Raw genomic sequence first — 22,388 nt, 5'->3', positions numbered from 1 at the left:
GGTGAGCAGATTGGGCTATTTTTGGTATCTTCGCATAGAAAACAGAAATAAGCAATGGCACAGAATATAAAAGTAGGAGACACCATCCGCTACCTCAATGCGTCGGGCGGTGGTGTCGTCAAGCGCATCGAGCGTGGTGTGGCGTGGGTCGAGGGCCCCGACGGCTTCGAGCTACCCACACCGCTACATGAATGTGTCGTGGTAGACAGCCGCGACACCTTCGTACCAGCATACAAGCCCCCCGTAGTGAAGCGACAAGAGCCGACAGTGCAGCAACCTAAAAGCAGTGCACCCATAGCGACTCCAGCTACACCAGAGCCGGCGGCGGAGGCCGAACAAGACTTGAGCTTTGTGGCACCCCTCTCCAAGGGACCTTGGTTTGACCGCTCAGGAGGCGAGCAGTTACAGGTGCATGTCGCCTATCTGCCCGTATCGTACGAGCACTTCGGACAGTCGCCCTATGAGACCTATCTGATCAACGAGAGCAACTACCATCTCCTCTTCACTTATAGCACGACAACCTCAGCGGGAGGCTACAAGCTCCGCTCAGCGGGCGTCCTAGAGCCGGATATGCGGGTGCTCGTTGAGGAGTTTGATGCGTCAGAGATCAACGACCACGCTGTCTCACACTTCCAGTTTGTCGCTTACAAGCCCGAGCGCACCTATCGCTCCATGCCACCCGTAGAGCGTCAGGTGCGTATGGATGTGGTCAAACTGGTGAAGCGTCACGCCTTTCGTGAGAATCCCTTCTTTGACGAGGATGCGCTTGTGATCCCCGTCCTAGAGGCGTACGATGGCACCCAGCAAGCTCTCGCCGAGGAGCCTGCGCCAGCGTCCATGCCAGCAACGAATCGTCGAGGAGCTTTGCCACAGCGTGCTATCGAGCGTGCGGAGCAGGCGACGGCTACACAAAAGGCTCCGCAGAAGGCACCGCAAAAGCCTACCAAGAAGAGTGTGGCTAAGCCTCAGCCTGAGGCCAAGCGTCCTGAGACTCCAGCGGCTCCACAGGCTGCGCCTGCAGCTCCCGAGCAAACCATCGAGAAGGTGGGACTAGAGGCAGAGCGTATCCTCCCGAATGCTACGGGGATGACTCCGCACGAGGTGCTACTCTTTCAGTTGAAGAACTTTCGCCGTGAGCTAGACAAGCGTCTAGATCGTCGTGGCAGCAAGGTGATCTTCATCCATGGAGCTGGTCAGGGCGTCCTGCATCAGCTGATCATCAACCGCATCGAGCAGGACTACCCGATGGTGCAGTATCGTGACGTTACGTTCGACGGCTTCCCGATGGGCGCTATCGAAGTCACCATTTCAGCAAAGTAACGACCCAATGCTAGAGATCGAGCGCAAGTACCTCGTCAGTCGTGATGACTACCTCCGAGAGGCGTCTCACCACCACCATATCCGTCAGGGCTATCTGACAGCAGATGGGCGGGTGACGGTGCGGGTGCGCATCATCGATGAGGAGGCGCGACTCACCTTCAAGGGAGGCTCCACCCCCGACGGACTCATCCGCTCCGAGTGGGAGTACGCGATTCCTGTCGCTGATGCTGAGGAGATGCTGCGCCAGTGCGCTAGCAGTAGCCTCGAGAAGGTGCGCTACTACGTGCCTTATGAGGGTTTCGTGTGGGAGGTAGACCGCTTCGGCGGGCGGCTAGAAGGCTTGGTCATGGCAGAGGTAGAGTTGACGAACCCCGCAGATCGTCCTGCGCTCCCCCCATGGCTGGGGCGCGAAGTGACGGGCGACCCGCGCTACTACAACGCTATGCTAGCGCAAGAGCTGACGCCACCACCCACCACCTAAGAGAATCAACGTAATACACTATATAAAGATAACTACCTATGACAACTCACCTAAGAAGAGTACTTCTACTCCTGCTTACCAGTCTCACCCTCTCGGCCGTGGCACTGGCCGACGGAGGTATGTGGCTACTGGAGCAGATGGCTGACCAAGCTGACGAACTCCGAGCTAAGGGGCTACAGATCCCTGTGGAGGAGATATACAATCCTGACGGCCCCTGCTTGCAGCGTGCGGTCGTAATGTTTGACGGAGGCTGCTCAGGCGTCTTCGTCTCGGACCAAGGACTCGTTTTGACCAACCACCACTGTGGCTACGATCAGATACAGAGCCACTCTGCCGTAGAGCACAACTACCTGCGTGACGGCATTTGGACGCAGTCCATGCGTGAGGAGCTACCCTGTCCTGGACTGGAGGTGATCTCTATCGATAAGATCACCAACGTGACCGACCAGGTGAATAAGCTGCTCCAGAAGTCTCCCTACAAGGAGGACCCGATGGCGGCTTTCTCCATTGCGACGCTCACCAAGATGATTCCCGCGATCGTTGGCGAGGAGGCAATGAAGCAACCTGGCATTCGTTACGAGCTGAAGCCCTTCTACGGGGGCAACCGTTACTACCTCTTTACCAAGAAGGTCTTTACCGACGTACGGCTTGTAGCGGCTCCGCCCAGTGCTATCGGTAAGTATGGCTCCGACACGGACAACTGGATGTGGCCTCGCCACACGGGAGACTTCTCTATCTTCCGCGTCTATGTGGACAAGAACAATAACCCCGCCGACTACAGCGCTGACAATGTGCCGTACAAGCCAGAGCGCTTTGCCGCAGTCTCTACTTCAGGCGTGCAGCGTGACGACTTTGCGCTGATTATGGGCTTCCCTGGCACGACCAATCACTTCTTCACAGAGGCGCAGGTGGACGAGTGGTCTGAGATAGACAATAACATACGTATCGAGATGCGTGGTCTGCGTCAGGAAGTGATGCTGCGACGTATGCTTGCTGACGAAAAGGTCAACATACAGTACGCTGCTAAGTATGCTTACTCGCAAAACGGCTATAAGCGCGCTCAAGGTGCCAACTGGGCAATCCGTACTCGCAACCTACAAGCGACTAAGCGTGCGCAACAGGACGCGCTGGCTAGCTGGGCTAAGGCAAACAATCGTCCTGAAGTGACCAAAGCTATCCAGACAATCGCTGACTGTGTCGCTGCCCGTCGGGAGGCGCGTCGTGTGCAGTGGTACCTCATGGAGGGTATCCTGACGCCGATCGAGTTCCTACAGATCCCGCTCGTAGATGGTCAGAAGCTCCAGCAGTGGAGCGACCCGAAGGTGCGCGAGGAGATCATCAGCGAGCTGCGTAGTGGCTACGTGGCCTTCTATAATAAGGACTACGACCCAACGGTCGACAAGGAGGTTGCGACAGTACTCCTGCAGCGCTACACGGAGCGTATCGATGAGGCGCACTGGCCAGAAGCTCTTCGCGAGGGCGTGGCTCAGTATGGCTCCGTACAGGCTTATGTAGCTCATCTCTTCGACAGCTCGATCTTTGCTGATCCTGCACGCTTCGACGCTTTCCTCAAGACTCCCTCACGTGAGCAGCTCCTAAGCGATCCGATGATGCAGTTTACGGTCTCTACGATCAATCTCTTTGTCCAGATGCGTGAGCAGCAGGCTGCTTACGATGATCCGATCAAGCTGGCTCACAGAGACTACGTGCGTGGCGCGATGGATATGCAGGGCGCGCGCAAGGTGTGGCCCGATGCCAACCTGACGCTCCGCTTTACCTACGGCAATGTGCGTGGCTACACGCCTCGCGACAACGTCTACTACGGGCATCAGACGACCCTCACAGGTGTGATGGAAAAGGAAGACCCCAACAGCTGGGAGTTTGCCCTGCCTGACCAGATCAAAGAGATCTACAAGCAAAAGGACTACGGCGTCTATGCGCTACCGAATGGCGAGATGCCGGTCAACTTCTGCGCTACGACCCACACGACGGGCGGTAACTCGGGTAGCCCTGTCTTCGACAGCAAGGGGCGCCTCATCGGGCTCAACTTCGACCGCAACTGGGAGGGTGTCGGTGGCGACATCGAGTACCTACCAGACTACCAGAGGAGCATTATCCTAGATATACGCTACCTCCTCATGCTGGTCGACAAGTATGGTCACTGCCAGCGTCTGATCGACGAGATGAACCTTGTTAAGTAACTGCCTATGGAGACACTACAACTAGAGGAGCAGATCGTCAAGATGCTCCGCACCGTCTACGACCCTGAGATCCCTGTCAATATCTACGACCTAGGTCTCATCTACAATGTGGATATACAGGAGGAGGGTGCTAAGGTGGTGATCACGATGACACTCACGGCGCCCAATTGCCCGGCCGCAGACTTCATCCTGCAGGATGTACAGATCAAGGTCGAGAGCATCAAAGGCGTCAAGCGGTGTGACATCGAGCTCACCTTCGACCCACCGTGGGATAGCTCGATGATGTCCGAAGAGGCTCAGCTGGAGCTGGGCTTCCTCTAGGGCAAAGCGTTGCTGATACCCTACCTATGGGAGCTATATACTTTCTCTCAGATGCACACCTAGGGTCGCCCTATCACGACGATCCTAGGCGTGCTGAACTACGACTAGTCGCCTGGCTACGCTCCATAGCGGACGATTCCGAGGCGGTCTACCTGCTGGGCGATATGCTCGACTACTGGTTTGACTACAAGTATGTCGTGCCGAGGGGGGCGGTACGCTTCCTCGCTGCTCTGGCAGACCTCGTGGAGCGGGGTGTCGAGGTGCACTACATCATGGGCAATCACGACCTCTGGCTCACCGATTACTTTACCCAGGAGCTAGGCGTCATCGTGCATCGTGACACGGTCGTCTGCCAGCTCAAAGGACGCACCTTCCGCCTGTCGCACGGACATCGGGAGTATGCCCTACGCTACAAGAAGGAGCGGTGGCTCTTTGGCATCTTCGAGAGCCGACTAGCACGGCGTCTCTATGCTGCGATCCACCCTCGCTGGACGGTCGGCTTCGCACAGCGGTGGGCTTACCGCAACCGCCTGCGACAGATGCGAGCTGCCGACGATCCGTCACGACCTGGCTACAATCCGCAGATGAATGTGGAGCGCGACGAGTGGCTCGTGCAGTACACCAAAGAGCTGATCCAGCAGCATCCCGAGATAGACTACTATATATATGGTCATCGTCACCTGCTGCTCAACCTCTCGCTCCCCGATGATCGTCGCTGCATCATCCTCGGCGACTGGATCCACTACAACTCTTATGCTCGCTGGGACGGTGAGTCGCTCACCTTATCGCTCTACGACGCGCAGTAAGAGACTGTCGCAAGAGTCAACAGTCTCAGTAAACAAAACATCGGCTCATCTCGAAGGACGAGGTGAGCCGATGTTTGTATTTACTCAGGAGTCAGCTAACTGACTAGATATGAAAGGGACGCACGGAGTGCCCCATCTGACGATAGTCCTCGACAACCAACTTACCGTCGTCAAAGATGCCCGCAGCACCCCCGCCGATCCACACGTAGTATGCTGATTTGTCACCATCAGGCGTGCTAGTCCAGTACCAGCCACCGATGCCTTCATCGTCTAGGATGTCTCCATTGAGTTGGCCCGCAAAGGGGAACTGACGCTCCACATCATTTTGCTTATCCTGAGCCCAAAAGCTCTCCTGAGCGATCTCTTCAATAGTCCCGTCAAAGCTCTCTCCGAGCGGACGCACGGTGACTGTCAGGAAACCTCCATCCTTCCCTTCTGAGACTTGGTAGCGGTAGGCGGCTAGGAACTTTTTGTCTTGAGCTGGGGGGAAGCCTTCCTCGGCAGCAGCCTTAGCAGGAGCTAGGCGGAGCGCATAGGAGATACCATTGCCCATATTCTTGTAGTCAGAGCTATAGGTAGCTTTTGTGTTACCTATCTGAATAGCCTCCTCGACGGCTAGGTGCTCGTTAGCGACCACGAAGATAAGCGTAGGATCCTCCAGATCAGTTACAAGCGGGATGATCCCAGCCCACTCATATCGTGAGCCCAGGTGCGTGCCTTGTGGCACTGCCGTGAGTGCCTCTGAGTAGGTGAAGAAACTCTTCGCAGGGTCACCCTCGAGGACAAGATTCTCTTCAGAGATATAGTCGAGAGGCGTGGCAACCTTGAAGAAGGGAGGGTCGACAGGATCGACTGGTTGTGGCTCTTTGTCACACGCTGCGAAAGCTCCCAGCACTAGTGTTAGTAGGGGTACTAAGATGATAGACTGCTTTATCTGGATCATATTATGGATGGATTAAGTGATTTCGCTCTTGCTGAGACAGGTAGCTCACCTCATCTCACCGCAAATCTACTCAAAAAAAGTGGACAATGCTACACACGCTCCAGACTCTGCAGGGCTAACGCATCATAATCGCACTTGCAGGAGCTACACATAGCGACAAGCGAGGAGTAGATAAGTTCACTATAATGGTGTGTCACCCATGGATTGGCTGTTAGCTGTTAGCTATCAGAGTGATCGGATCTCTAATCTCTAGCTTCTAATCTCTAACTTCTAACCTCTCATCTCTATTTACATATCTTTACGGGGAAATTCGTCCGATTCCCTCCTTTCTCGGATATCCACGTGGGAAATCTTAAATCTCCACGTGGATATTTTTCTTTTTCCACGTGGGCGCGATTCATTTCTTCCGAAGTTTCATTTGATTCCTCCGAAGTTTTATTTCATTCCTCCGAAGAATTTTTTATTCTCCACGTGGAGATTTCGAAATATCCACGTGGAAATCACTTTTCCCCGACACGGCGCCGTTTCGATATGTGATCTGTTCTAAATTATTGTAACTAGTCGGCGTTGAATTTTCCCAGCCAGACTCTGCAGGTCAATGAGACGATTCTGCTGCGCGATAGTCTATCGGCTTACCCTGACACAAAATTGCATCGAGTCTTAAGAGAGTCTATTTACTCGCTGATGGTGCTGAAACCCGCACCAGCTCTTCAAAAGAAAGGTTGACTACTTACTGATTCCCCTGTGGGGATGTTTTTAGGTCTCTTTCGTTTGTTGAAAATAATCACTATCTTTGCCAACCGACATGTTGCTCAGTCTTGTTAGAGACACTTGTTCGTCACAAATATCTCTGAGTGACCAAACAACATCTTACAGGAGTAGCTCTCGAGTTATACTTTTGTAGAGTGGTTCGAGAGGTGGGGACTCCACTAAATTCCTAAGTCTATAATCAATAATCAAAACAAGATTGTATATGAAACGAATATTACCACTTATGCTGACGCTGCTCGTGATGGTGCTCACTGGTACCGCACATGCAGCTGTGGCTAACTTCATGGGGGGGGCGGCCCCCAGCTCTGCGCTCGATAAGACGGGAGAGCTAAGAGAGCAGACGATGTACACGGTGAACTACTCCTTATCTGACCCCAAAGTCAAGATGAAAGTTTCCTGGACCGACCAAACAACCTATGTAGAAACCCAAGTCAAGAGTGGAGACAAAGTACCAGCTGGTACCGACGTGATGTTCTTTGTTTTTCTTGAGGGTGGCTACGAGATGGAGAGCTGGATCATCGATGGAAACCCCGTGCCTCTAGATGAAACCTTCCCCTGGCGACAGATTATAACGATCAACAAGGATATTACTGTGCAAGCTATCGTAAAGATGGGTGCCCGTAAGTATAAGATCTCCCTCGGGAAGGGTCAAGGAGGCAGTATCGAGGGTAAGTACGTAGACGAAGAAGGCTATAATAGGACCTTTGACGGCGAACAGGATATCCAAGAGGGTACAGAGGTCTCTATCCGTGCGACACCAGATCCTAACCGTATGGTCGACAAGTGGTATCTCAATAGGAAAGAGGTAGCATCCTCAGCTGAGGATCCTAACCTCTACGTACTGACAGTGTCAGAGCCTGCTACGGTATATGTCACTTTCAAGGAAGGTAAGTCTGGCTATGTAGTCAACTATACTGCTGACGAGCATGGATCGATCGAAAAAGCCGAGGTATACCTACCTTCTGGCATTACGACCTTCACCTCTGGAGAGTCTATCTCTGCGGGAGTGAAGGTGAAGTTCACCGCTAAGCCTGACAAGGGTTATGATGTGGACATGTGGTATGTCAACGATCAGCCTGCAGAGGCTTTCTATGCTGGCAAGACTGAGTTTGAGACCACGGTCCAAGGCAAGATGGATGTCAAGGTTACCTTTAAGAAGGGTGCACCGGCACAGTATCCTGTCAGCTGGGAGATAGAGGGTGGTCTCTTCGTGGCCAAGTACAAGGCTGAAGGCTCTGATAAGTGGACTGCCATAAAGAGTGGCGAACGTGTACTCGATGGTACAAAGCTGACCCTATGGGTGAACCCTGGAAAGAATGAGGTCAAAGAGTGGTACATCAATGGTGAGCTACGAGAGGACCTAGCAGGAGCCGGCATCAAGGAGACCGTCATTACCATCGAGGGTGCGACCAAGATCAAGGTGATCTGTGGCCCAGCAACTCCAGCACCCGCCTCCTACACGCTTACCTACTCAGTGTCACCTAAGGAGCAGGCTAAGCTAACCGTCACTAACGCTAAGACCAAGGAGGCTATCACCTCTGGCTCTAAGGTTGTAGAGGGTACCCAGATCACCTGCCAGCTAGCAATCCCCGAGGGATCTATGTGGCAGCTGGAGAAGTGGACCATCGGTGGCAAGGACTACACAGAGGGTGCTAAGAAGTCAACCATCACGCTGACCATCGATAAGGATCTAGATATACAAGCAGTACTCCTAGATCACACCTCTGTAGCGGCTCCTGCTCACACGAGCTATGCAGTCTCTATGCAAGAGGGTATGCTCGTCATCGCAGGTCTCGTCACGCCTACTCAGGTAGACCTATACAATACGGCAGGCGAGCTCATCCTATCACGCCAGATGGAGACGAGCACGCTAGCTATCGGTGACCTACCTCAAGGTGTCTACTACCTCGTCGTAGCTGGCCAGTCGTACAAAGTCATCAATAAGTAGTCAGTCTAGTACAGACTGAACTAAAATCAAAGTCCACCACGACAACCCGTCGTGGTGGACTATGCACGCAAACCAACGTACTAAACATCAAATACGTAATTAGATTAATGAACAAACTAACTTTCAGCAGTCTCGGTAGAGTGTGGCATACCCTATGCTTACTCCTCTGCTGTGGACTTATCTCAACGCTTTCCCTAGCTGCACAAAACGTCCCTGAGGGATGGAAGTTTAGACTAGGTGCTCCCGCACTAGAGTCTCCAACAGGTGTGACAGCAAATGGATTCACTGCAACTTGGAGCAATGTAGAGCCTCAGCAACTTAACGATGATGGCACGGCCTGGAATGATGTCTTCTTCCGACTGATTACCACTAGAGAGATCGAAGCTAAGAGTGATGGCTACTACGACATAGCCAAGGCTACTATTAAGCCTAACCCATCTGGCCAAAGCGAGTCGATATCTTACACTCAGGCTTATCTAGACAAGCAGCTCTCACAGACGGACTGGTTCGGTGCACTGCTCTACTGGACACCTAACGGATTCTCTATCAACGCTAAGGACCTAGAGAGCTCAGGCCTGCCTGATGATGCTATCGGTGGTAGCGCACGACTCACATCTCCCGTGATGGATCTAACCAACGCTGATGGCAAGTACACCGTCGAGTTTACCGTCAAGGCACTACAAGCCAGCGGTAGCAGTGTCAAGATGAAGATCTTCGGCTATGGTGAGGAGATCAGCTACATAACGGGTGTACCAGGCGTTCAAGAGTTTACACTAGACAATGATGGTAAGGAGCATAAGTATAGCTTCGACTTTGAGGCAGGTACTTGGTGCCATCGTATCGTCATCGAGATCAATGAGTATGCGGAGGTCGAGTTTTCCAAAAACTTGGTCGTCAAGCAGCGTCTTAAGAAAGGCGATAGAGCTTATAGAAGTACCTCTTACTTTATCATTCCCTTCGGCGCGGCTAAGTCTAATCGTGACAACCCAGCAGGTCTATCGGGCCCCGAGATGTATCGAGTTCAGTACTCGTATACCTTCGAGGGTATGGATAGTCGCTGCCTAGATCTAGCAGCTGCAAAGGCCGATCGTGAGCGTATCGCCTATCGTATGCTCTCCACTAATAACCGTCCTGGCTATGGCGACAAGCGTAACCTCAGCAAGTCTATGTACTCTGAGCCTGCTTACTTTGACAACTTTGAGGATCCCAACGACTATCTTTATGTAGGTTACTGCAACTATGAGGCTCCTAACTACGAGGCAGTAGAGCCTTCAGGGGTCACATGGGCTGGCTACCATGGTGGTGCTATCAAGCTGACTAAAGAGAAGCTCAAGGATCTTGTCGGTGCTCAGGTCGTCGGTTTACGATTTGCCTCTGCTGCCTCTCTGCAGAAGGATCAAGTAAACAATGAGCCTGGCTTCTACACTCCGAAGCTCCCTTGTATCTTCCTCGCAGAGTCTGTACCTACATGGGATCGCACTGACATCAACAACATAAAGCTTATCACTCCCTGGAAGCCTATCCAAGTTACTACGGTCGATAAGTTTAAAAACGGGTGGAATACGCTCTTCTTTGACAAGCCGTATGAGATCAAAGCTGAGAGCGAGTTCTTCGCAGGAGCTTATGCTTATGACGCTGCTGGCGTGGGTGGTATCCTCGTCAGAAGCTATCAGACACCAGGTGTAGATCCTAACTCTGCTTGGATAGCCTCTAACTGGAGTACCTATACCATCGAAGAGGCTCAGTTTAATACTAAAGTGAGTAAGGCTGATGGTCCTCTCTTGATGCAACTTGTCATAAAGCCTAAGAGTGCAGATCCTACGGTACAGAACCGCGGTGAGATCAGCAATCTTCAGGTCCCTGCCTTCATCTATAGCGATGAGGAGCTCAAGCCTACGGTAGAGCTCTTTAACTCTGGTATCAAGGCTATCACTAATATCAAGGTGGAAACAGATCTCGCTGGTAAGAAGCAGACGCAGACTGTCGCTCTTGATAAGCCACTAGCAGCTTCAATCAGCAAGGTAGTCGCACTACAGTCTATCGACCACGAGGGCATCTCTGGCAAGGCACAGCTTGCCGTCAAGCTCCTAGAGATTAACGGGGTAGCTCTCAAGACACCGATGACTCTGACAGCTGGGCTAGAGATCCTCAAGCGTGACGAGGCCTTCGAGCGTACGACGCTTGTAGAGATCTTTACCTCCGAAAAGTGCCAGTACTGTCCAGCTGGTGTCTCTACAATGGAGAGTCTGATCGATAACCCTAGCAATGCTAAGATCAAGGAGCGCCTTGCCATCGTATCGCATCACGCTTTCTTCCAGCCAGACTTTATAATGCTACCCTATAGTAAGGAGCTAGCTCCATTCTATGGTGTCAAGAGCGCAGCTGGAGACATCTCGCTAATTAAGCCGAGCTCTCCGACGATCATGTTCAACCGTAAGCCTCTCCCCGCACTGGGCGATGCTAAGGGTCAGAACGGTTCTGTCTATAGCATTATAACCAATCAAAACGAGCTTAATAAGGTGGCTGAGGCAGCTGAGGCAAATCCCGCAGCAGTCTTTGTAGAGGTCAAGCCTTGGTTCAAGAAGGAGAGCAATACGCTGAACGTCCTCGTACGGGGTCGTGCCTCTGCACGCTTGGATCGCTCTCGTCCAGTCTACCTGACCATCATGATGACTCAGGATCGTATCAAGCCTCGTAATCAAGCTGGCAGTATGCCTGCGGGCTTTATGCAGACCAACGTGCTGCGGTATGTCGATGAGGGTGGCTTTAAGGGCTCTGAGGTGACCTTTGATGAAAAGGGCAACTTTAATGTCGTTAAGGACATCCCTGTCAAGACTACTGATGCTAAGAGTGGTACGCTCCCTGAGAACCAGTTCCTCCTAGAGGGTGACAACAAGAGTGTCGAGGATGTAATGAAGGAGGTCAATGTCATTGCCTTCCTACACTACTACGAGCAGCTCCCCACCAATGACAATGTGGTGGATAATGATCAGCGACTCCTCAAGAATGAGGTGCTCAACGCAGCACAGCGTCGAGTCTCCTTTACGAACTTTGATAGTGTCGAGGAGATCGCCTCTCAAGATGTCCAGGTGACTATCGAGGAGGGTGCTGTACGTGTCAACGTCCCTGTCACAGAGCTTCAGGTGTACGACATGACAGGTCGTCTTGTACCCGCTACGGGACTCACGGCTGGAGCTTATGTCGTACGTCTCGAGCTACAGGACGGCTCCGAGATGTTTACTAAGGTTGTTGCCAAGTAAATCGTAATCTAGAATGCTCTCCTAAGTCACGGCTGTGTATGCTGACTTATGGAGAGCATTCTAGCTTTTCTAATTACCCATCAAAGCTTATACTATATATAACAGATACAGACAATGCACTATTTGAATAAACTATCAATAGTCTCACTACTACTGCTGAGTGCAACGGTTTCGCTCTTTGGTCAAGACTTCTTTTCGGGAGGAGATGGCTCTAAAGAGGATCCGTATAAGATCGCTACGGAGGCAGACCTACGTACATTAGCTACTGAGGTCAACGACAAGTACAACTCTTTCGCCGGTCGCTACTTCAAGCAGACAGCAGACATTACCTTCACGTCTGACAAAGCTATACTGCCTATCGGCGGACCGATCCTTGATGACTTCGACCGCCCCAATGAAATGTGCTTCCAGGGGACGTATGACGGCGATATGCACAAGATCTACAACCTCAATCTCTATGATGAGCGTCAGCTTATCGAGGGTGAGGAGGTTTACATGGGTGTCGGCCTCTTTGGTGTACTAGGCGATGGAGCGACGATCAAGAATGTAGTCATCGCTTCGGGGCGCATCTATGGCTTTTCAGCCGTTGGTGCTATCGCAGGTAAGATTAAGAACAACTGTACGATCACCCGCTGCAAGATCGGTCCCGATGTACGTATCATATCTTGGGCTAATGCCGGAGGTATTGCTGGTACTTCACTCGGTGAGGGAATGAAGATCATCGAGTGTGTCAACTATGCCAATATCGAGGTGTATGGTCAAGGAATACACAAGTCTGCAGGTGGTATCATCGCATCGTCAGCAAACACGACCATCGAGGGCTGTGCCAACTTTGGAGACATCTGGGCTAAGGGTGGCTTCGCTGGTGGTATCATAGGCGTTATGCCACAGTCTACGGCTGACTTCATATTTAAGTATCCTGAGATCCGGAGCTGTATGAATGCTGGAGATGTCTCTGCTATGGATCCAAACGCAGGAGGTCTGATTGGAGCTACTGGATACAACCTGTCAAATGACCTCATAGGTCCCGTCCCTCACCAGCTCATCTCAAACTCTTATAGCTATGGTCAGACGATGGTCACTTTCACCGACACCTATGGTCCTATATGTGCCTTTTACGCAAAGCGCTTCCCGCTCTCTGTGTCTAAGACTTTCTACAACAAGGATCGCTACGTAATGAAGAAAGGAGAGAACAGTGCAAACGCCGAGCTTGCCTTTTCTCTTGGAGAGGCAAAGAGTCACGCAGAGATTCTATCTCCCGACTTCATCACAACGCTCAACGAGGATGGTGCGTCAGACTTTGAGGCTGATAAGCATAAGATCAATGGCACAATGCCTATCCTCAAGTGGATCAATGATACCTACGATGCAGAGATCGACAAGCCCAACCAGTATCGTAAGGACATCCCCTACACGAAGGTCAAGCAGCGTGCGGGTTCATTCTTCAATCCCAATCGCTCTGGAGACTTCATCATCTACGATATGAGTCGTCTGACGCCTAATATCCAAGCTAAGTCACTAGGAGCTAACCTAGACAAGGGCTGGGTAGGTCGTGTCCTGCCGATACAGGGAGGCAAGTCATACCGCTTCTTTATGTCGACCTCGGCATTCCGTCGAAACCTCAAGGAGAATGGTATGTATGAGAAAGATTATTCCAACAAGCCTGCTGATCACTGGCTCATCACACCTGCCTTTACGGTCACAAGAGATGTCCCCTGGTTCCACTGGGTAGGAGCTTCGGAAGATGGAGGTACCCCTTCGACCTACGAGCTTTATGTCGTAGAGGGAGCCGATGAGCCTATGCCTAGCGAGATCCTTAAGACCCAGCCTATCTATACGGTAGAGAAGGAGGAGGGAACCCAAGTGCTTAAAGAGACTATCACAGTAAAGGAAAAAGAAGGAGAGCGTGAAGAGGAGCGTGTTTACAACACCTTTACAGCGCACAAGGTAGACCTCTCTAAGTACAATGGTAAGAAGATCAGACTCGCCTTCAGAGATAGCTCTGTAGATAAGTTTAACCTCTTCATCGGTCAGATGAAGATGGCTCAGGCTAACGCCATCACTACGGTGGAGGGTGCAGCCAACTGTCTCATCGAGGTATCTGAGCAGACGCTCTCAGCTACGCGTGCCGAGAGCCTCTTGACGCTGTACAGCATCTCAGGTCAGCAGCTAGCACAGGCACAGGATCAGCTCGTCTATCGTGGCCAGTCTGGTGTCTACATCCTGGTCGTATCTGATGCTACGGGCTACACAGAGAGACGTAAGGTAGTACTCTACTAGTCTTATACAATAAAGATCGGCCTCAATGAGCTTACGTAATAGCTCCTTTGGGGTCGATCTTTTCTTTTACATCACATATCACTAAATCCTTTTTCTATGAAACGAACGATTACCCTCTTACTAGCTTTTATGGCTTTGTGCGGAGCGATGGGCCTGTCGGCTCAAGAGCTACAGACCCGCAAGCCTCTAGTCAACCCACGGAATGCTGGTGCCGAGATTACCGTGGTCTCAGGAGGCTCTGGGCTTCGCTCTACCTTTATCTCTCCCGCAGAGGCAAAAGGCGATCTGACCCTCTTCCTCAAGGAGGACTTCTCTCTAATGACCGCCGGTAGTGAACAGGCACCCGACACGGTCGGTACGATCTGCGCTCCTGATGGAACGTACAAGTATCGTGTCTGGCAAAACATCGATCCTCAGTATACGCACTGGCGAGGCTGGGGTGGTACATTTGATGGTCTAACCTTCGAGGAGTGTCAGGGCAAAGGCTCCACACACGCAGCTGGTGGCGCGATACATCTAGGTAGCAAGGAGGCCGCCAAGCTCAATACGCCTCCGCTAGATCTGATGGATGTCACGCTACATGAGGATGACCTAACGAGTGACAACATCATCGTCCTACGCTTTAGAGCCAAGGTGACACAGCCTATCGATCCTAAGCTCTGTGAGGTAAAGCTCTTTGTCGAGTCTTCTGAGACCTCTTGGTATCGAGATGGTGATAACCCAGTCTACAAGGGTGAGTGGAGCGTACTGCGTCGTCTGACTCCAGAGATTACGGACCTATCGACAGAGTGGCAGACCTATGAGATGGCCTTCGCAGGTGCTGGCCATAGTACCATCATCAACATGGGCTTTCAGGTGATGCCTCTGAGCCGTGAGATAGCTGATGCGGGTGGTTACCACTTTGACATGCTCCTAGACGATGTCGAGGTGTACAAAATGAAGCCCTTCCTACCCATTCCTAAGGTGACGGGCTGTACAGACTTTACGGCTGATAGCTTTGTCGCTAATTGGGCAGCTGTCGAGGGTGCTGATAGTTATCTCGTAGATGTCTACTATATGGCTGTCGATGAGACGGTACCTCCCAATCAGATGGGACAGCGTCCTATGATACGCAAGGACTATCTCACGGGGCAAAAGGTGACCACCAATAGCTACAAGGTCACTGGAGTGGATCCTCAGTATACTTACTACTACAATGTACGAGCTGTCAAGGGGGATAAAGAGTCTTACCACTCAGTAGACCAAGAGGTCAGTGGACTCTCAGCTCCAGAGCTACAGACGGTCTCAGATCTGACTGCAGATCACTATGTCGCCTCGTGGTCAGAAGTACCATCAGCAGGTCGATACTTCTATATGGCTTACCATGACAGACGAGTATACACAGGCTCAGAGGTTACACTGATCGATGAGGACTTTACGGGCGTCAAGGATCTAGAGGGCAACGAAACCGGGTGGAGCGTCGACAATCCTCCCACAGGTAGCTATGCTAAGGCATATCCTACAGATCTCAACATGCCTGGCTGGGAGATGTACTCGTATGCCCCCTGTACGGACTATGTGGGCTTCGACGGGTGGCAGTTCATCAACCATGGCGCTAGTGCCTCTATGCAAGCTCCCGAGCTAGACCTCTCGCACGGAGATGGTGTGGTCGATGTATCCGTAAGCCTATATGGTGCCTACGACTTGACCAGCAATCAGTTCCCACAGGCTGCGCTCGCACTTTTCAACTACAACGAGGAGACTGAGCGATATGAGCAAGCTGATCTCGTTTACGTTGCTGAGGAGGAGCAGAAACCAATTATCAATCAGTGGCAAGACTACTCTGTACAGCTCAGGAATGGTAGCAAGCGCTCCATCATTGCGCTCTTTGCCGTCAAGGGCCCAGAGTATCTCTTTGTGGACAACTTCAAGGTAACGCAGTACTTCAACAAGGGAGAGTCTTATCTGGCTCCATACTTTGGCGAGCCTCTCCATGATGGTACTTCAATCACTGTTTCTGTACCCACTCATCTGCAGCAGGATGCTCTCTACCACCGCGTCAGAGCCGTTAAGGCTAATGATAAGGGCCTGATCATGAGCCCATTCTCTAAGATGGACGAGATCCGTAAGGCTACAGCTGTGAGTCAGCTGGTCCTGACGGAGCCTAGTGCCAAGATGATCGAAGGCGTGCTAACCATCGTCAATCCTAACGGCGACTCTGTACAGGTGTATGACGTGACAGGACGAGTACTCTATAGCTCAGAGCAGGCAGATAGAGAGTTCGACCTTACACTCCCTACGGAGCAGTCCTACATCGTACGCATCGGTAGCCAGCTCTACAAAGTTCGCTAGTCGCAAGCGCACACACGCTGTAAAAAGCAATAGCCACGTGGGGATTGGTAGATTTCCACGTGGCTGTTTTTATTATTGCTGTCCGATGGAATAAAAGACATTTCTTCCGCCGAAAATCTTTTATCGAACAGCCATAATAAGAATTAGTCGAAACAGAGTTGTTGCAATCTGCTTTAGTTTTTGTAACTTTGGACGATTTTATCGAGGTATAAGACAATAGAACTAAGTAATCAGACGATTTTTTTATGATCAATCCGGTCAACAAGACAATCACCCTACCCGATGGTCGCACGATCACCATCGAGACGGGCAAGCTTGCCAAGCAAGCCGACGGTGCTGTCACCGTCACCATGGGCTCTACCGTACTACTCGCAGCTGTAACAGCTGCCAAGGAGGCTAAGCCCGATGTGGACTTTATGCCACTGCAGGTAGAGTACAAAGAGAAGTTTTCAGCCATAGGTCGCTTCCCCGGAGGCTTCACACGCCGTGAGGGGCGCGCCTCAGACTATGAGATATTAACTTGCCGACTAGTGGACCGCGCACTGCGTCCACTCTTCCCCGATGACTACCATGCAGAGGTCTATGTAAACATTATCCTCTTCTCCTCTGACGGTGTCGATATGCCAGATGCACTCGCTGGACTAGCAGCTTCAGCTGCTCTAGCAGTCTCTGATATCCCCTTCGGAGGTCCTATCAGTGAGGTACGTGTGGCACGCATCGATGGTGAGTTTGTCATCAATCCTACTTTCGAGCAGCTAGAGCGTGCCGACATTGACCTGATGGTCGCAGCAACACTCGACAACATTATGATGGTCGAGGGCGAGATGGAAGAGGTCCAGGAGGAGGAGATGCTCGAGGCTATCAAGGTGGCTCACGAGGCTATCAAGGTACAGTGCCAGGCTCAGCTAGAGCTCTCGGAGGCTGTCGGCAAGATGACCAAGCGTGAGTACCCAGCTGAGGAGCAAGACGAGGAGCTACGTGAGCGTATGCAGCGTGAGCTCTACGACAAGATCTACAAGGTCGCTACCGCTGGTACCGACAAGCATGCTCGTGGCGATGCCTTTGAGGCGATCGTCGAGGAGTTCAAGGCACAGTTTACCGAAGAGGAGCTCGAGCAGAAGGGCATGATCATAGACCGCTACTACCACGATATGGAGAAGGCGGCTATGCGTCGTATGATCCTTGACGAGGGCAAGCGTCTCGATGGTCGTCGCACCGACGAGATACGTCCTATCTGGATCGAAACGGACTGCCTACCAGGTCCTCACGGATCGGCTATCTTCACACGTGGTGAGACGCAGTCGCTATCCACAGTGACGCTCGGTACTAAGAGTGATGAGAAGCTAGTCGACGATGTACTCAACTACGGCAAGGAGCGCTTCCTCCTGCACTACAACTTTCCACCCTTCTCTACAGGCGAGGCAAAAGCTTCGCGCGGCATCAGCCGTCGTGAGATAGGTCACGGTAACCTAGCACACCGTGCGCTCAAGCGCATGATCCCTGCGGACTATCCTTATGTGATCCGCGTGATGAGCGACATCCTTGAGTCCAACGGTTCTTCCTCTATGGCAACGGTTTGTGCTGGTACGCTCGCTCTGCGTGATGCGGGTGTCCAAATGAAGAAGCCAGTCTCGGGTATCGCTATGGGTCTCATCAGCGAGAACAAGGGTACCAACTACGCTATCCTCTCCGACATCCTAGGCGACGAGGATCACCTCGGCGATATGGACTTTAAGGTGACGGGTACGCGTGACGGTATCACCGCTACGCAGATGGATATCAAGGTGGATGGCTTGAGCTATGAAATCTTGGCAAAGGCTTTGGCACAGGCAAAGGCTGGTCGCCTCCACATCCTAAATAAGATCGAGGAAGCACAGCCCGAGGCTCGTCCTGATATGAAGCCTCATGCACCACGCATTGAGACGCTCCGCATCGGCAAGGAGTTCATCGGGGCTGTCATTGGCCCAGGCGGTAAGATCATCCAGGGTATCCAGGAGAAGAGTGGCGCCACGGTCAACATCGAAGAGGTGGACAACTATGGTATCGTCGAGATCAGTAGCTCTAACAAGGAGTCTCTCGATGCGGCTATGGCTATGGTACGTGGTATCGTCGCTACCCCAGAGGTAGGCGAGGTCTACAAGGGCACCGTCTCCTCAGTGATGCCGTACGGTTGCTTCGTACAGTTTATGCCTGGCAAGGATGGACTACTCCACATCAGCGAGATAGACTGGAAGCGCTTTGCAACGATTGAGGAGACAGGTCTCAAGGAGGGCGACACGATCGATGTCAAGCTCATTGAGATCGACCCCAAGACGGGTAAGTTCAGTCTATCACACAAGGCACTCCTACCTAAGCCCGAGGGCTATGTAGAGCCTGAGCGTCGTCCACGCCGTGAGCGTCGTGATGATGGCGAGCGTCGTGAGCGCCGTCCACGTCGTGAGCATCGTGACGAATAGACGATAAGAGCTAGAGCGACTGCGTCACCATACACAGTAGCTCTACTAAGCTAAATACAGGAAGTCATCAACCACAAATACTCTTTCGCGACCCCTGCTACCAGCATGTTGTGAGCGAAAGTTGTGGTTGGTGATTTCTTTTTCTATAACTTTGCAGCGGATTAGACAAGCAAGTTTGTATGCCAACCCCATCGACAGGTACCAAGTCAAACTATCTCGGGCCCTTTATAACTATGGTGATCATGATGACCGTCATCGGCTTCATCACGAGTATCAACCAGCAGTTTCAACTTCCTATCAAAAGTGCCTATCTGCACTCCGCAGGTGGCTGGACCAATAGCTTTGCGACGCTACTCATCTTCGCCTTTTTCCTCTCATACCTAGTGCTAGGACCTACCTCAGCACGCTTTGTGGAGCGACATGGCTACAAGATGACCATCGTCAGGGGCTTGGTCATGCTGGCGGGAGGTATCCTACTCTTCATCCTCTCGGCACTGCTCTTCATGCACACCTCGCTATGGATCACGCTCTCTGAGACGGTGCAGCTGCCTGTGAGCTATCTGATATTCCTCCTCGGCTCCTTCGTATGTGGAGCGGGTATCACCTTCATGCAGTCGTCGGTCAATCCTTATCTCATCGCCTGCACGGTCCCTGGCACCTCCGCTGTACAGCGGCAAAACATCGGTGGCGTGGGCAACTCGACGATGACTATGCTGGCACCACTCTTCGTCTCGATGGTTATCTTCGGTGGGGTGGACGATCTAGAGGCTCTGCAGATCCAAGAGGTGATCCTGCCTATGATCATCCTAATGGGTGTCGTGCTGATACTATCCTACATTGTCAAGCGACTCCACGTGCCACACATCGAGGGGACGACGAGTGGCGAGGATGCTGAGGTAAGCTTCAAGACTGTGTGGCGCATACGCCGTGTGCGACTCGGCTGTATAGCACTCTTCTGCTATGTGGGTGTCGAGGTCTGCATCGGTGCTAACATCATCCTATATGGGCAAAACGACCTCTCACTGAGCTATAGTACTGTGGCTCTCTACGCTACTCTCTACTGGGGAGCTATGCTAGTAGGTCGCTTCGTAGGTAGCTTCCTAAACCGTGTCTCTGACCGCAAGCTACTATGGAGTACCACGCTACTCTCCGCTATCCTCATCCTGATCGCTGTCGTGACCAATCAACCTTACTGGCTCATAGCCGTAGGACTATGTCACTCGGTCATGTGGGGTGCCATATATTCGCTAGCACTCAAGGAGCTAGGGAGCCTAGCCACGAGAGCCTCTGGCGTACTGCTGATGGGACTCATCGGAGGGGCACTCTTACCATTCGTACAGAGCTTGCTAGCGGACCTCCTCGGAGGGTATCACTACACATGGCTACTCGTCGTAGCAGGCGAGCTGTACATGCTTTACTACGCTTTGGCTGGCTCCCGCTTTAAGGAGCAGCAGGCGTAATCAATCGGATTCTATTCACTTTAATCAATCATACGAATATGAAAAAGTTTATGCTAATCGTAGCTGCTGGTCTAGCACTAGTAGCTTGTAACACGGAGAAGAAGGACGCAACTACTACTGTAGACTCTACCGCTATTGTCGCAGAGGCTCCTGTAGTTGCTGAGCCCGAGGTCTTCAACTACGCTACGGCTGACGGCAAGCAGCACTTTGAGCTGACTGTCACTGGCGAGAATCGTGAGACAGCAACGCTCAAGGATATCGAGGGCAATGTCGTCTACGAGCTGAAGAACGCTGTCAGTGCTGATGGCGCTAAGTGGGAAAGCGAGGAGGGTGTCTACTTCTGGACGAAGGGCGATGCCTTCTACTTCGGCAAGGGCGACAAGCAGATTTGCGAGGGTGCTCTAGTCGTAGAGGCTCCCGCTGCTGAGGCTCCCGTAGCTGAGTAATTGCAGCTAAGACTAAATATCATGCGAAGGCAAGCTAGTGACCTCATTAGCTCGTCTTCGCATGACTCTATATATTAGTATCACCGCTTGACCTATGCTATGGCGAATCCTCTCAAGCGCTGGTGGACTTCGCTAGGACATAGCGTCCACTCGCCGACAGCCTTTCGGCTTATCACCTTAGTGCTAGATCAGCGCGGCGTAGCCTACTACCCAGAGCATCTAGAGGAGCTACCCGAGGGTGCCGACCAACTAGACAACCAGCAGAAGCAACTAGCTCTGCAGCTGCTCTACCAGTGGCCCCTCACGCAGCTCGTCACGCAGTATGACAAGGCACTAGCCTACGATCGCGCACTCATCTTATGGCAAGGCGCTACACTAGCGGAGATGCCGTGGGGGAGTGGCTCGATCCTTTGGCATATAGGGCGGAAGGTGCCAAAAGCCTTTCGCCAGAGAGAGGCTGGCATGATGGTCGACTATGCAGGCGGACAACTACTCTTCCTAGATCATAAGTTGCCCCGCCAAGACTTCTGGACACGTATCAGACATTAACCCTATTACCTACTCAAATAAGCTACAACTATGAAGAAAAGCCCCGTATATACTCGCCGTGGTGATGACGGCACCACAGGACTCGTAGGCGGTACTCGTATCTCCAAGGGACACATACGCCTCGAGTGCTACGGAACTATCGATGAGCTCAACAGCCATATCGGCGTCCTTCTCGCTGAGGACCTCACAGATGAGACGCACGACTTCCTACTGCGTCTACAGCATATCCTCTTTAACGTGGCAGGTAGCCTAGCTACACCGCCCGATCAGGAGGAGTACCTCGCAGCTATGCGGATCGATCCGACGGACATTGAGAAGCTGGAGCACAAGATCGACGAGCTGGACGCTACGCTCCCACGTCTCAAGGAGTTCGTCCTCCCCTCTGGTGGACGCTCCGCAGCACTTTGTCACGTCTGTCGCACCGTATGCCGTCGTGCCGAGCGCAACATCTACCGCCTTCGTGAGGAGAGCCGTGTAGATGACCTGATCGTTCGCTTTGTCAATCGTCTGAGCGACTACTTCTTCGTCCTCGCCCGCACAGAGGCGGTACGAACGTACGGATCGGAGGTCACCTGGAATCGAGGGTACAGCACCCTGTAACTCACCTGAGCCTGTTGCAGCAACCAACAGGCTCTTTTTTTGTCGGGGCCGCTCACTCACCACTCCTTTAGTAGACATCCCGACTACGCAAATCTCTTGAGACATGTAGCCCCCCGACAGATCGTTACTCCTAGTTGTCAGAAAAAGTTGATAGCCACGTGGCTATCCGCTTTTTCTAAGGCAAAAGCGGATCGGAGCATAAAAGATCCGAATAT

The 22,388-nt window shown here is 52.2% G+C and carries 15 protein-coding genes; 14 read left to right on the top strand and 1 reads right to left on the bottom strand.

All coding sequences use genetic code 11. The features are described from left to right. The first annotated feature begins 54 nt into the window (after nt 1–54). From Q2J34_RS03090 to Q2J34_RS03070, 5 genes are read left to right on the top strand one after another with little or no spacing between them, the layout of a single operon-like run. Complete coding sequence (locus Q2J34_RS03090; protein WP_300969237.1) at nt 55–1,320, top strand: DUF2027 domain-containing protein; 1,266 nt, start codon at nt 55–57, stop codon at nt 1,318–1,320. A 7-nt stretch (nt 1,321–1,327) separates the two neighbouring features. Next, on the top strand, nt 1,328–1,801 hold the full coding sequence (locus Q2J34_RS03085; protein ID WP_300969236.1) for a CYTH domain-containing protein: 474 nt from the start codon (nt 1,328–1,330) through the stop codon (nt 1,799–1,801). Nucleotides 1,802–1,839: 38 nt separating this feature from the next. Continuing rightward, the gene (locus Q2J34_RS03080) at nt 1,840–4,002 is read left to right on the top strand and encodes a S46 family peptidase (RefSeq protein WP_300969235.1); all 2,163 of its coding nucleotides are present in this window, start codon (nt 1,840–1,842) and stop codon (nt 4,000–4,002) included. A 6-nt stretch (nt 4,003–4,008) separates the two neighbouring features. Continuing rightward, complete coding sequence (locus tag Q2J34_RS03075; protein ID WP_273474341.1) at nt 4,009–4,323, top strand: metal-sulfur cluster assembly factor; 315 nt, start codon at nt 4,009–4,011, stop codon at nt 4,321–4,323. Nucleotides 4,324–4,349: 26 nt separating this feature from the next. Then, a complete protein-coding gene (locus tag Q2J34_RS03070; protein ID WP_300969234.1) occupies nt 4,350–5,129 on the top strand; it encodes a UDP-2,3-diacylglucosamine diphosphatase in 780 nt (259 codons plus the stop codon). Nucleotides 5,130–5,232: 103 nt separating this feature from the next. On the opposite strand, the gene Q2J34_RS03065 is transcribed toward Q2J34_RS03070, so the two are convergent. Beyond that, entirely contained in the window at nt 5,233–6,072 is an 840-nt protein-coding gene (locus Q2J34_RS03065; RefSeq protein WP_298889206.1) for a hypothetical protein, read from the bottom strand. Between the two features lie 973 nt (nt 6,073–7,045). Here Q2J34_RS03065 and Q2J34_RS03060 point away from each other — a divergent pair. From Q2J34_RS03060 to Q2J34_RS03020, 9 genes are all read left to right on the top strand, one after another. Continuing rightward, nucleotides 7,046–8,791: an InlB B-repeat-containing protein gene (locus tag Q2J34_RS03060; RefSeq protein WP_300969233.1), complete on the top strand. Its 1,746-nt coding sequence runs from the start codon at nt 7,046–7,048 to the stop codon at nt 8,789–8,791. A gap of 107 nt (nt 8,792–8,898) precedes the next feature. Then, the gene (locus Q2J34_RS03055; RefSeq protein WP_300969232.1) at nt 8,899–12,051 is read left to right on the top strand and encodes a hypothetical protein; all 3,153 of its coding nucleotides are present in this window, start codon (nt 8,899–8,901) and stop codon (nt 12,049–12,051) included. A 114-nt stretch (nt 12,052–12,165) separates the two neighbouring features. Next, nucleotides 12,166–14,331, top strand: a complete 2,166-nt coding sequence (locus Q2J34_RS03050) for a choice-of-anchor J domain-containing protein (RefSeq protein ID WP_298888725.1) — start codon at nt 12,166–12,168, stop codon at nt 14,329–14,331. 96 nt (nt 14,332–14,427) lie between these two features. After that, complete coding sequence (locus tag Q2J34_RS03045; RefSeq protein ID WP_300969231.1) at nt 14,428–16,662, top strand: hypothetical protein; 2,235 nt, start codon at nt 14,428–14,430, stop codon at nt 16,660–16,662. Nucleotides 16,663–16,907: 245 nt separating this feature from the next. Beyond that, nucleotides 16,908–19,118 carry a polyribonucleotide nucleotidyltransferase gene (locus Q2J34_RS03040; protein ID WP_300969230.1) on the top strand — a complete coding sequence of 737 codons (2,211 nt, stop codon included), beginning with the start codon at nt 16,908–16,910 and terminating at the stop codon, nt 19,116–19,118. 233 nt (nt 19,119–19,351) lie between these two features. Further along, nucleotides 19,352–20,578 carry an MFS transporter gene (locus Q2J34_RS03035; RefSeq protein WP_300969229.1) on the top strand — a complete coding sequence of 409 codons (1,227 nt, stop codon included), beginning with the start codon at nt 19,352–19,354 and terminating at the stop codon, nt 20,576–20,578. Between the two features lie 38 nt (nt 20,579–20,616). After that, nucleotides 20,617–21,024 carry an MliC family protein gene (locus Q2J34_RS03030; protein WP_300969228.1) on the top strand — a complete coding sequence of 136 codons (408 nt, stop codon included), beginning with the start codon at nt 20,617–20,619 and terminating at the stop codon, nt 21,022–21,024. 99 nt (nt 21,025–21,123) lie between these two features. Further along, nucleotides 21,124–21,573: a hypothetical protein gene (locus tag Q2J34_RS03025; RefSeq protein WP_300969227.1), complete on the top strand. Its 450-nt coding sequence runs from the start codon at nt 21,124–21,126 to the stop codon at nt 21,571–21,573. Nucleotides 21,574–21,603: 30 nt separating this feature from the next. Next, a complete protein-coding gene (locus Q2J34_RS03020; protein WP_300969226.1) occupies nt 21,604–22,173 on the top strand; it encodes a cob(I)yrinic acid a,c-diamide adenosyltransferase in 570 nt (189 codons plus the stop codon). Nucleotides 22,174–22,388 lie beyond the last annotated feature (215 nt).

The organism is Porphyromonas vaginalis (assembly GCF_958301595.1).
In the GTDB taxonomy this organism is placed as follows: Bacteria; Bacteroidota; Bacteroidia; order Bacteroidales; family Porphyromonadaceae; genus Porphyromonas; species Porphyromonas vaginalis.
The sequence above is the reverse complement of the archived record's forward strand: the minus strand, read 5'-3'. Positions and strand labels throughout refer to the sequence as shown.

Excerpts from the sequence above, each read along its gene's own strand:
- Q2J34_RS03020 (WP_300969226.1), top strand. The coding sequence starts at position 21,604 with ATGAAGAAAAGCCCCGTATATACTCGCCGTGGTGATGACGGCACCACA.
- Q2J34_RS03040 (WP_300969230.1), top strand. The coding sequence starts at position 16,908 with ATGATCAATCCGGTCAACAAGACAATCACCCTACCCGATGGTCGCACG.
- Q2J34_RS03070 (WP_300969234.1), top strand. The coding sequence starts at position 4,350 with ATGGGAGCTATATACTTTCTCTCAGATGCACACCTAGGGTCGCCCTAT.
- Q2J34_RS03075 (WP_273474341.1), top strand. The coding sequence starts at position 4,009 with ATGGAGACACTACAACTAGAGGAGCAGATCGTCAAGATGCTCCGCACC.
- Q2J34_RS03035 (WP_300969229.1), top strand. The coding sequence starts at position 19,352 with ATGGTGATCATGATGACCGTCATCGGCTTCATCACGAGTATCAACCAG.
- Q2J34_RS03030 (WP_300969228.1), top strand. The coding sequence starts at position 20,617 with ATGAAAAAGTTTATGCTAATCGTAGCTGCTGGTCTAGCACTAGTAGCT.
- Q2J34_RS03050 (WP_298888725.1), top strand. The coding sequence starts at position 12,166 with ATGCACTATTTGAATAAACTATCAATAGTCTCACTACTACTGCTGAGT.
- Q2J34_RS03045 (WP_300969231.1), top strand. The coding sequence starts at position 14,428 with ATGAAACGAACGATTACCCTCTTACTAGCTTTTATGGCTTTGTGCGGA.
- Q2J34_RS03090 (WP_300969237.1), top strand. The coding sequence starts at position 55 with ATGGCACAGAATATAAAAGTAGGAGACACCATCCGCTACCTCAATGCG.
- Q2J34_RS03085 (WP_300969236.1), top strand. The coding sequence starts at position 1,328 with ATGCTAGAGATCGAGCGCAAGTACCTCGTCAGTCGTGATGACTACCTC.
- Q2J34_RS03060 (WP_300969233.1), top strand. The coding sequence starts at position 7,046 with ATGAAACGAATATTACCACTTATGCTGACGCTGCTCGTGATGGTGCTC.
- Q2J34_RS03025 (WP_300969227.1), top strand. The coding sequence starts at position 21,124 with ATGGCGAATCCTCTCAAGCGCTGGTGGACTTCGCTAGGACATAGCGTC.
- Q2J34_RS03080 (WP_300969235.1), top strand. The coding sequence starts at position 1,840 with ATGACAACTCACCTAAGAAGAGTACTTCTACTCCTGCTTACCAGTCTC.
- Q2J34_RS03065 (WP_298889206.1), bottom strand. The coding sequence starts at position 6,072 with ATGATCCAGATAAAGCAGTCTATCATCTTAGTACCCCTACTAACACTA.
- Q2J34_RS03055 (WP_300969232.1), top strand. The coding sequence starts at position 8,899 with ATGAACAAACTAACTTTCAGCAGTCTCGGTAGAGTGTGGCATACCCTA.